This is a genomic window from Variovorax sp. 20P10.2.4, from assembly GCF_058244205.1.
Map to the genome: position 1 here is coordinate 1 of NZ_JBZAYE010000268.1, position 9,428 is coordinate 9,428.

Here is a 9,428-nt window from a genome sequence, read left to right on the forward strand (position 1 = left end):
GCATGGGCGGCCGCCGGATGCAGGCCCTTGAGGCGCGCGCTGAAGCTCTCGATGTGCTGCCATGCGCGCTCGTGGTCCGGATGGCCCCGGCGCCATTGCTGCCAGCGCCGGCGGTCTTCTTCCGTGGCTTCGCCCGACATCAGCAGCGTGAGCCACTCCGCGGCCTCGTCGGCCGCGCGTTCGCCGAAGGGCAGGGCGGTGGCGGTGTCGAGGGGGGCGCTGCGCATCTCAGTCGGCCAGGCCGAAGAAGCACTGGCGGTTGGCGCGCGACAGGTACTGCTTGACCGAGCTGGCCGATACGCCGAGCCGCTCGGCGATCTGCGCGTAGCTCAGGCCTTCGAGATGGGCCAGCAGGAAGGCTTCCTTCGCGGCCGGCGGCAGGCTGTCGAGCACGCGATCGACCTGGTGCAGCGCCTCGATCGCCAGCAGCTGCACCTCGGGCGAGGGCGCCATCTCCTGCGGCAGCGCGGCCAGCGCCTCGAGGTAGCTCTGTTCGAGCACCTGCCGGCGATGCCGGTGCGCGATCAGCCGCCGCGCGATCGTGGCGAGGAAGGGGCGCGGCTCGCGGATGCCGGCCGCGGTGCCGGTCGTGATGACGCTGACGAAGGTGTCCTGTGCCAGGTCGGCCGCGGCGAAGGAATCGCCGAGCTTGCGCCGCAGCCAGCCCTGCAGCCACCCATGGTGCTCGCCATAGAGCGACCGCACTTCGTCGTGCATGGCGGATTCGGCGGCAGGCATGGCGGCATTCCCTCTTCGCCAGCGGCCTGGCATGGGTCGAGATTAATGAGAACGTTTCTCATTAATTCTAGATGAAGCGCTCGCCCCGGACATGGGTTTTCAGCCGTGCCGCCGCACCGTGAAGCCTTCGGCCGCGGAAGGCGCGGCGAAGTGGCTGCTGATCAGGTCGAACTGCGCCTCGCTGGTCTCGAAGGGATGCGTGCCGCTCGCGTTGCGCTCTCGCAGGCGCTGCTTGCAGACCGCGTCGGGCAGCTCGAGCAGGTGCAGCACGTGCGCCGCGCCGGCCGCTTCGAAGATGCCGCGCATCCAGCGCCGGTTCGCGACCGTGTTGGCCGGGAAGTCGAGCACCACCGACACGTCGGCCGAGAGCAGCGCCGCCAGGTGGCCCTCGATGGCCTGCTTCAGGCGGCCCGCGCAGCGCACGTAGTCGGGCAGTTCGCGGATCTCGCCCGGGTAGAGCGCCGCGAGCCAGGCGTCCTCGCTGACCAGCACGGTGGCGGGTGCCGCGGCGAGCCGGCGCGCGAGCGTGGATTTGCCGGCGCCGATCTTGCCGCAGACCATGTGCAGCACGGGGGTGGAGGGGGTCGCTGTCATTTCGTTTTCTCCGGAGGGTGGTGGGCTTGGAAGCAGCGCCCCGGAAAACGAAAAACCCGCCTTCTGGGGCGGGTTGCATGGCATGAACTCGAGGAACCGTGCGTCAACCCACCATCTTTGGAATGGTGCGAATGATCGACGCGATGATGCGCGGGCAGGCCATGGGCCGAGCATAGCCCACGGCCGCGCGCTTCAGTCGTGCAGCGACGACAGGAACTGCCGCAGCTCCGGCGTGCGCGGGTTCGCGAACAGCTCGGTGGGCGGCCCCATCTCGTGCACGCGGCCCTGGTGCATGAAGATCACGCGGTCGGCCACCTTGCGCGCGAAGTTCATCTCGTGCGTGACCATCAGCAGGGTCATGCCCTCGTCGGCCAGCGACTCGACCACGCGCAGCACCTCGCCCACCAGCTCGGGGTCGAGCGCCGAGGTGATCTCGTCGCACAGCAGCACGCCCGGTTCCATGGCCAGCGCGCGCGCGATCGCCACGCGCTGCTGCTGGCCGCCCGAGAGCTGGTCGGGCATGGCGTCGAACTTCTCGGCCAGGCCCACGCGCGTGAGCAGCTTGCGCGCCTGCGAGGCGGCCTCGAGCGACGAGCGCTTCTTCACCAGCGTGGGCGCGAGCATCACGTTCTTGCCGACCGTGAGGTGCGGGAACAGGTTGAAGCCCTGGAAGATCATGCCCACGCGCTGGCGCAGCTCGCGCATCGCCATCGCGCTCTCGTGCAGCAGCGGCTTGCCGTCGACGGTGAGCGAGCCTTCCTGGAACACCTCGAGGCCGTTGATGCAGCGCAGCAGCGTGCTCTTGCCCGAGCCGCTCTTGCCGATGATGGCGATCACCTCGCCGCGCTTGACGTCGAGGTCGATGCCCTTGAGCACCTCGTTGCTGCCGTAGGACTTGCGCAGCGCGGTGATGCGCACGATGGGGGCGCCCACCGCGACGGCGGGTTGTTGTTGCGGTTCAAGCACGGCGGCCATGGGTTTTCCTCTCGAGGGTCTTGGCGTACAGGCTCACGGGAAAGCACAGCACGAAATAGAGCAGGGCCACGCAGCTGAACACCACGAAGGGCTGGAAGGTGGCGTTGGAGATCATGCTGCCGGCCTTGGTGAGTTCGACGAAGCCGATGACCGACGCCAGCGCCGTGCCCTTGATGACCTGCACCAGGAAGCCCACGGTGGGCGCGATCGCGATCCTCACGGCCTGCGGCAGGATCACGTGGCGCAGTTGCTCGCCGAAGCTCAGGGCGAGGCTGCCCGAGGCTTCCCACTGCCCCTTCGGGATCGAGGCCACGCAGCCGCGCCAGATCTCGGTGAGGAAGGCGCTGGTGTAGAGCGTGAGCGCCACGCTGGCCGCGGTCCAGGCCGACACGTCGATGCCGAACAGCGCGATGCCGAAGTAGGCCAGGAACAGCTGCATCAGCAGCGGCGTGCCCTGGAACAGTTGCACGTAGAGGCCCACGGCCTTGCCGACGGCCCGGCCGCCGCGCAGGCGCAGGAACAGCAGCAGCGCGCCCACGATGCCGCCGCCGACGAAGGCGATGAGCGAGAGCACGACGGTCCAGCGCAGCGCCAGCAGCAGGTTGCGCAGGATGTCCCAGAGGGAGAAATCGGTCATGGCGGATTCAGCGGCCGAAGAAGAAGCGGGGACCGGCCCAGTCGAGCAGCCGCCGCAGCGCCACCGAGAGCGCGAGGTAGATCAGCGTGGCGACGATGAAGGCCTCGAAGGCGCGGAAGTTGCGGCTCTGGATCAGGTTGGCCGCGTAGCTCAGCTCCTCGGTCGAGATCTGCCCGCACACGGCCGAGCCCAGCATCACGATGACGATCTGGCTCACCATCGCGGGCCACACCTTCTTGAGCGCCGGCGGCAGCACCACGCGCAGGAACACCTGCGAGCGGCTCAGCGCCAGGCTCACGGCGGCCTCGATCTGGCCCTTGGGCGTGGCCTCGATGCCGGCGCGGATGATCTCGGTGGAATAGGCCCCGAGATTCAGCACCATCGCGATCACCGAGGCCACCTCGGGCGTGAGCTTGACGCCCGCGGCCGGCAGCCCGAAGAAGATGAAGAACAGCTGCACGATGAAGGGCGTGTTGCGGATCAGCTCCACATAGGTGCCCACCACGGCGCGCAGCCACCGCGGGCCGTCGGCGCGCGCCCAGGCGCAGAAGGTGCCGACGATCATGCCCAGCACGGTGCCCACGGCCGTGAGGCCGATGGTCCACGCGACGCCGCGCAGCAGCAGCGGCCATTCGGCGAGCACGGCGCCAAAGTCGAATTCGATGCCCATGGCCGCGCCGTTCGATCAGACCGGCAGGTCGCCGGCGGCCTTGCCGAGCCACTTCTTCGACAGGGCGTCGAGCGTGCCGTCCTTCTTGGCCGTCGCGATGATCTCGTTGACCTTGGTCTTGAGCGCGGTCTCGCCCTTGGCGATGCCGACGAAGCAGGGGCTGTCTTTCAGCAGCAGCTTGAACTCGGCGCTGACCTTGGGATTCTTGGCAAGCATGTCGCCGGCGACGGCCGCGCTGGTGGCGAGGGTCTGGGTCTGGCCCGCGACGAAGGCCGCGATGGTCGCGTTGTTGTCCTCGAAGCGGCGGTAGTCGACGTTCGGCGGCGCCACCTTGTTGAGTTCCTGGTCCTCCATCGCGCCGCGCGTCACGGCCACGGTCTTGCCGGCCATGTCGGCGAAGCTGGCGAGCTTCATGCTCTTGGCGGCGTACACGGCCTGGAAGAAGGGGGCATAGGCCGACGAGAAGTCGATCACCTTCTCGCGCTCCGCGTTCTTGCCGAGCGTGGAGATCACGAGATCGGCCTTCCTGGTCTGCAGGTACGGAATGCGGTTGGCGCTGGTCACGGGCACCAGCTCGACCTTCACGCCGAGCTTGGCGGCGATGAGCTCGGCCATCTCGACGTCGAGGCCCTGCGGCTTCATGTTCTTGTCGACCGAGCCATAGGGCGGGTAGTCGGTGGGCACGGCGATCTTGATGGTCTTCGCCTTGAGCACGTTGTCGAGCGCGTTCTGGGCGTAGGCACCGCCGGCCGAGGCCAGCAGGGCGAGGGAGGCGAGCGCGAGGGCGACGCGGCGTTTGGATGCGAGGAAGGTCATAGCAGGGCTCCTAGGTAAGTCGAAGAGTCGGGATCGGGCGCTGCGCCGGGCTTGCGGCGCTTGCTCCGGGGGGCCGGCGTGGTGGCCGTGTTCTGGAGCGGCGCCAGCGCATCGCGCAGCTGGGCCAGCGGATCGGCGGGCGCCTGCACGCGCAGGGCCGACTGCACCGTGCCGATGTGCTCGGCCATCAGGGCCTCGGCGGCGGCATGGTCGCCGCGCTCAAGCGCCGCGACGATCTGCACGTGGTCCTCGCAGGACTGCACCGCGTCGTGCGTGGATTGGTAGAGCATGGCGATCAGCGTGGTGCGCGCCGTGTAGTCGCGCAGCGTGTCGGCCAGCAGCGTGTTGCCCAGGCATTCGGCCAGGCAGACGTGGAAGTCGCCGAGCAGGAAGCTGCGGTTGCCGACGTCGCTTTCCTTGAGGGCGGCCTTCTCGCGCTGCAGGTGCGTCTTCAGTTGGCGCAGCGCGCTCTTCTGGAGCTTGCCGGCGCTGCCCGCGCTTCGGATCAGCCCGAGCTCGATCACGCGCCGCGCCTCGAAGGCCTCGCGCGCCTCGTCCTGCGAGGGCTCGATCACGAACCAGCCGCGCCGCGCGCTCACGGTGACGATGCCGCGCGCCGCCAGCCGCGTGAGCGCCTCGCGCACGATGGTGCGGCTGCAGTCGAACAGCATCGCGAGCTGCTGCTCGCCCAGGCGCGAACCCGGCGCGAGCTTCTGCGCCATCACCGCCTCGACGATGCGCACACTGATTTCGGAAGCGGAGGTAGACATTCGCCTGCATACCAGCAGCTTCCGTGCCAACTGGTATGCAAGATGTGTGCACCGAAATGGGCTGGGCGGGGTGCGCCGGTGGTGCGGGTGCCTTGGGCTCCCACGGGTGTGTCGGAGCTGACTTCGTTTACAGGGGGGACGGGCTCACGCCGACGGGGTACTCCCCTCCGCGAATGTCCCCCGCCTTCGGCTCCTCCTTTATTTCGCTGCGGGGAGTACCCCATCGGCGTGAGCCTGGACGCAATCGTTGTTGAACCGCCCGCACCACCGCAGCGCCTTCGTGCACAGGGCAGCGGGTGCTTCCCGCAGCGAAATCAAGGAGGAGGCCGAAGGCCGGGGGACATTCGCGGAGGGAAGTACCCGCTGTCCTGTGCACGCGCCCCTGATGTATCTCGGGCCTCCACCCCCTGCGCTTCGAAGCGGCAGGCTGCCCCAGCCAGCTCAATCCATCCGCGCGCCCGAAGCCTTCACCGCCTCGCGCCAGCGCGGCGTCTCGGTCGCCAGGAAGCGCGCGAACTCCTCGCTGCCCAGGAAGGCCGGGTCGGCGCCCTGGCTCACCATGCGCTCGCGCACCTCGGCGCTGGTCAGCACCTGCTTGAAGGCCTCGCTGAGCTTGGCCACCACGTCCTTGGGCGTGTCCTTGGGCGCGAAGAAGCCGTAGAAGCCCACCACCTCGAAACCCTTCACGCCCGATTCGGCCACGGTCGGGATGTCGGGCAGCGCGGGATTGCGCTCGCGGCTGGTCACGGCCAGCGCGCGCACCTTGCCCTGCTTGTGGTAGTTGGCGGCCTGCGGGATCGATTCGGCCATGAACTGCACCTGCCCGCCCATCAGGTCGGTGAAGGCCGGCGCGCTGCCGCGGTAGGGGATGTGGACCATGAAGATGCCGGTCGCGGTCTTGAACATCTCGGGCACCAGGTGGCTGATGCCGCCGTTGCCGGCCGAGCCGTAGTTGACCTGGCCCGGCCGCGCCTTCGCGTAGTCGATGAACTGCCTGAGGTTCTGCACCGGCAGCTTGGGCGTGACCAGCAGCGCCAGCGGCTGCATCGCGGTGCGCGCGATCGGCACGAAGTCGCGCTGCGTGTCGTAGGGCAGCTTGCTGTAGAGCGCGCCGTTGATCACGGCCACGCCGGTGTTCGCGAGCATCAGCGTGTAGCCGTCGGCCGGGCTCTTGGCGACCGCGTCGGCGCCCACCGAGCCACCCGCGCCGGGCTTGTAGTCCACGATCAGCGGCTGCCCCAGCGCCGCCTGCAGCTTGTCGGTCAGCAGGCGCGCATGCTGGTCGAGCGGGCCGCCGGCCGGAAAGCCGATCACGACCTTGATCGGCTTGTCGGGAAAGGCGGCCGTGGCGGCGCCGCCCAGGGCCAGCGACAGGACCGCGAGCGCGGTCCGCAGGGTGTTGTTCATGATCCGTCTCCTTCTTCTTGGTGAGGAGACGATCATAGGCAAGGCGCTCAGCCGGCCAGCGTCGCCTTCAGCGTGATCTCGGGCACGCTCGCCAGCGCCTTCGACAGCGGGCAGCCGGCCTTGGCGGCGGCCGCGATCTGCTGGAACTTCGCCTCGTCGAGGTTGGGCACGGCGGCGTCGAGCTCGAGCGCGATACGGTCGATCTTGAAACCCTCGCCGTCCTTGGCCAGGCGCACGGCCGCGCGGGTGTCGATCTTCGTGGCGGCCAGGCCTTCCTTCTCGAGCGCGAAGGCGAAGGCCATCGTGAAGCAGGCCGCGTGCGCGGCGCCGACGATCTCCTCGGGGTTGGTGCCGCGCCGGTCGTCCTCGAAACGGCTGGCGAAGCCATAGGGGTAGTCCTTGAGCGCGCCGGTCTCGGTGCTGACCTGGCCCTTGCCGGTCTTGCCGGCGCCTTCCCAGTGAACGCTCGCGTGCTTTTCTGCTGCCATGGAGATGCTCCTTCGGTGGTCGGTGGATGGGGGAACGGGATGCGAAGCCCCGGGTATCGCCGAAACCGGGCGCCGCGTCTGTAGTCGCGGGCGCTGTCGCCCCGGCCGTTTCGACGGGCCTACGATCGGGCGACGTAGAAAAAAGGGCGTCGCCAAGGTGACGCTCCGGGGGCTTCCCCGATGGGAGCCGCGCCGCGCTCGGCTTAGGCTGGCGTGCGGTTCGCGCGCCCGGCATTCCGGCCGGACGCGCCCCGCCCGGATTCCCCATTCCCCTTCCGTCCGCCTGCCATGACCCTGGAACAACGCCCGCATCACAAGTTCTGGCCCAAACGCCTGCCGCATTCGATCACCGTGCCCGCGGTGTCGCTCTGGCACAACCTCAAGACCGCCGCCGAGCGCTACCCCGACAACAACGCCCTGGTGTTCTTCGGCCGCGTCACCAGCTACCGCGAGCTGGCGAGCCAGGTCGAGCGCCTGGCCGGCACCTTGCATGCGCTGGGCGTGAAGCGCGGCGACCGCGTGCTGCTCGACATGCAGAACTGCCCGCAACTGGTGATCGCGCATTTCGCGATCCTGCGCGCCAATGCCGTGGTGGTTCCGGTCAACCCGATGAACCGGGCCGAGGAGCTCAAGCACTACATCACCGACGCCGATGCCAAGGTGGCGATCACCACCGGCGACCTGGCCGGCGAACTGGCCAAGGCCAGCGACGCGCTGCCCGAGGGCGAGCGCTTGTCGAGGATGATCGTGACCCAGTTCACCGACGCCTTCGATCCCGGCGTGACCGGCGACGACGCGCCCGCGCCCGCCTGGGTCGACTGGCTCGGCACCCGCCATCCGCTGCCCGCGCTGGCCGGCGGCGAGGTCATGGCCTGGACCGAGGCGCTCGAGACCAGCCACCCGGTGCCCGAGCACGTGGTGGGCGCCAACGACATGGCGCTGCTGCCCTACACCAGCGGCACCACCGGCCTGCCCAAGGGCTGCATCCACCACCATTCGAGCCTGATGCACAACGCCCTGTCGGGCGTCCTGTGGGGCTGCGCCCATTCCGAGGTGGTGGTGCTGGCCGTGGTGCCGATGTTCCACATCACCGGCGTGGTGAGCATGATGCACACCGCGATCCTCGCGGCCGCCACGCTGGTCATCATGCCGCGCTGGGACCGCGACGTGGCCGGGCGCCTGATCTCGCGCTGGAAGGTCTCGAGCTGGACCAACATCCCGACCATGGTGATCGACCTGATGGCGAGCCCGCACTTCGCGAGCTACGACCTCTCGAGCCTCAGCTACATCGGCGGCGGCGGCGCGGCCATGCCGCAGGCGGTGGCGCAGCGGCTGCAGGACCAGTTCGGCCTCAAGTACCAGGAAGGCTACGGCCTCACCGAGACGGCCGCGCCCTCGCACTCGAACCCGGCCGAGCATCCCAAGCAGCAGTGCCTGGGCATCCCGTTCATGAGCACCGATGCGCGCGTGGTCGACCCCGACACGCTGAAGGAACTGCCGCCGGGCGAATCGGGCGAGATCATCATCCACGGCCCCGAGGTGTTCCAGGGCTACTGGAAGCGGCCCGAGGCCACGGCCGCGGCCTTCGTCGAGTTCGAGGGCAAGCGCTTCTTCCGCTCGGGCGACATGGGCCGCATGGACGAGGAGGGCTACTTCTTCATCACCGACCGCCTCAAGCGCATGATCAACGCCAGCGGCTTCAAGGTCTGGCCGGCCGAGGTCGAACTGCTGATGTTCCGCCACCCGGCGATCCAGGAAGCCTGCGTGATCTCGACCAAGGACGCCTACCGCGGCGAATCGGTCAAGGCCGTGGTGGTGCTGCGCGCCACCCACAAGGACACGACCGCGCAGCAGATCATCGACTGGTGCCGCGAGAACATGGCGGTCTACAAGATCCCGCGCCAGGTGCAGTTCGTCGACGCGCTGCCCAAGAGCGGCAGCGGCAAGGTCATGTGGCGGCTGTTGCAGGAAGCCGAGAACGCCTGAGGCGCCGAGTCAGCGCGCCGGGCCTGCCGCCCGGTGCCGCAACCCCAGCCGGACCTGCGTCGCGGCCAGCAGCACCGCGCTGCGCAGCGGATGAATCACGGGCACGACAAGGCCCTGGGCGGCCAGGGCCCGCGCGAGCGCATCGCTCACGCCCAGGAAGCCGGTGCAGCCCAGCACGATCGCATCGGCGCCGTCGTCGCGCACGGCCCGCGCCGCCGCCTCGGTCAGGCGCGCGAGCAGCCGTTCGGGATCGGCGTCGAGCTCGCGCACTGCGGTGTCGACCACGCGAAGCGGCGCCAGCCGCGGGCCCAGCGCGGTGCGCTCGGCGAGCGCATCGATCATCGGGC

The 9,428-nt window shown here is 69.1% G+C and carries 12 protein-coding genes; 1 reads left to right on the forward strand and 11 read right to left on the reverse strand.

Features of this window, described 5'->3' with window-relative positions:
- The 10 genes from AC27VN_RS22760 to AC27VN_RS22805 form a co-directional block, all read right to left on the reverse strand.
- Positions 1 to 227 (reverse strand): FecR/PupR family sigma factor regulator (locus tag AC27VN_RS22760; protein WP_490877984.1); only part of this gene is annotated, 227 nt, incomplete at its 3' end.
- Position 228: 1 nt separating this feature from the next.
- Entirely contained in the window at positions 229 to 738 is a 510-nt protein-coding gene (locus AC27VN_RS22765; protein WP_490877985.1) for a sigma-70 family RNA polymerase sigma factor, read from the reverse strand.
- A gap of 99 nt (positions 739 to 837) precedes the next feature.
- Positions 838 to 1,332, reverse strand: coding sequence for a P-loop nucleotide/nucleoside kinase family protein (locus AC27VN_RS22770; RefSeq protein ID WP_490877986.1), 495 nt, complete (start codon positions 1,330 to 1,332; stop codon positions 838 to 840).
- 192 nt (positions 1,333 to 1,524) lie between these two features.
- A complete protein-coding gene (locus tag AC27VN_RS22775) occupies positions 1,525 to 2,307 on the reverse strand; it encodes an amino acid ABC transporter ATP-binding protein (RefSeq protein ID WP_093340007.1) in 783 nt (260 codons plus the stop codon).
- Positions 2,291 to 2,944: an amino acid ABC transporter permease gene (locus AC27VN_RS22780; protein WP_093340005.1), complete on the reverse strand. Its 654-nt coding sequence runs from the start codon at positions 2,942 to 2,944 to the stop codon at positions 2,291 to 2,293. Before AC27VN_RS22780 ends, AC27VN_RS22775 begins: the two co-directional genes overlap by 17 nt.
- 7 nt (positions 2,945 to 2,951) lie before the next feature.
- Positions 2,952 to 3,614, reverse strand: a complete 663-nt coding sequence (locus AC27VN_RS22785; protein ID WP_490877987.1) for an amino acid ABC transporter permease — start codon at positions 3,612 to 3,614, stop codon at positions 2,952 to 2,954.
- Positions 3,615 to 3,629: 15 nt separating this feature from the next.
- Complete coding sequence (locus AC27VN_RS22790; protein ID WP_490877988.1) at positions 3,630 to 4,430, reverse strand: transporter substrate-binding domain-containing protein; 801 nt, start codon at positions 4,428 to 4,430, stop codon at positions 3,630 to 3,632.
- Positions 4,427 to 5,200 (reverse strand): GntR family transcriptional regulator, encoded by a 774-nt coding sequence (locus AC27VN_RS22795; RefSeq protein WP_490877989.1) that lies wholly within the window; start codon positions 5,198 to 5,200, stop codon positions 4,427 to 4,429. Before AC27VN_RS22795 ends, AC27VN_RS22790 begins: the two co-directional genes overlap by 4 nt.
- A gap of 441 nt (positions 5,201 to 5,641) precedes the next feature.
- Positions 5,642 to 6,607 (reverse strand): Bug family tripartite tricarboxylate transporter substrate binding protein, encoded by a 966-nt coding sequence (locus AC27VN_RS22800; protein WP_490877990.1) that lies wholly within the window; start codon positions 6,605 to 6,607, stop codon positions 5,642 to 5,644.
- A 47-nt stretch (positions 6,608 to 6,654) separates the two neighbouring features.
- Entirely contained in the window at positions 6,655 to 7,095 is a 441-nt protein-coding gene (locus AC27VN_RS22805) for an OsmC family protein (protein WP_057596490.1), read from the reverse strand.
- A gap of 288 nt (positions 7,096 to 7,383) precedes the next feature.
- Here AC27VN_RS22805 and AC27VN_RS22810 point away from each other — a divergent pair, with 288 nt between their 5' ends.
- Positions 7,384 to 9,081 carry a long-chain fatty acid--CoA ligase gene (locus AC27VN_RS22810; RefSeq protein ID WP_177239216.1) on the forward strand — a complete coding sequence of 566 codons (1,698 nt, stop codon included), beginning with the start codon at positions 7,384 to 7,386 and terminating at the stop codon, positions 9,079 to 9,081.
- Between the two features lie 9 nt (positions 9,082 to 9,090).
- Here the strand turns inward: AC27VN_RS22810 and AC27VN_RS22815 are convergent.
- Positions 9,091 to 9,428, reverse strand: a 338-nt coding sequence (locus AC27VN_RS22815; protein WP_490877991.1) for an aspartate/glutamate racemase family protein, incomplete at its 5' end; no start/stop codon positions are given.

Coding starts and splice junctions, on each gene's coding strand:
- AC27VN_RS22775 (WP_093340007.1), bottom strand. CDS start 2,307: ATGGCCGCCGTGCTTGAACCGCAACAACAACCCGCCGTCGCGGTGGGC.
- AC27VN_RS22805 (WP_057596490.1), bottom strand. CDS start 7,095: ATGGCAGCAGAAAAGCACGCGAGCGTTCACTGGGAAGGCGCCGGCAAG.
- AC27VN_RS22795 (WP_490877989.1), bottom strand. CDS start 5,200: ATGTCTACCTCCGCTTCCGAAATCAGTGTGCGCATCGTCGAGGCGGTG.
- AC27VN_RS22790 (WP_490877988.1), bottom strand. CDS start 4,430: ATGACCTTCCTCGCATCCAAACGCCGCGTCGCCCTCGCGCTCGCCTCC.
- AC27VN_RS22800 (WP_490877990.1), bottom strand. CDS start 6,607: ATGAACAACACCCTGCGGACCGCGCTCGCGGTCCTGTCGCTGGCCCTG.
- AC27VN_RS22770 (WP_490877986.1), bottom strand. CDS start 1,332: ATGACAGCGACCCCCTCCACCCCCGTGCTGCACATGGTCTGCGGCAAG.
- AC27VN_RS22765 (WP_490877985.1), bottom strand. CDS start 738: ATGCCTGCCGCCGAATCCGCCATGCACGACGAAGTGCGGTCGCTCTAT.
- AC27VN_RS22785 (WP_490877987.1), bottom strand. CDS start 3,614: ATGGGCATCGAATTCGACTTTGGCGCCGTGCTCGCCGAATGGCCGCTG.
- AC27VN_RS22780 (WP_093340005.1), bottom strand. CDS start 2,944: ATGACCGATTTCTCCCTCTGGGACATCCTGCGCAACCTGCTGCTGGCG.
- AC27VN_RS22810 (WP_177239216.1), top strand. CDS start 7,384: ATGACCCTGGAACAACGCCCGCATCACAAGTTCTGGCCCAAACGCCTG.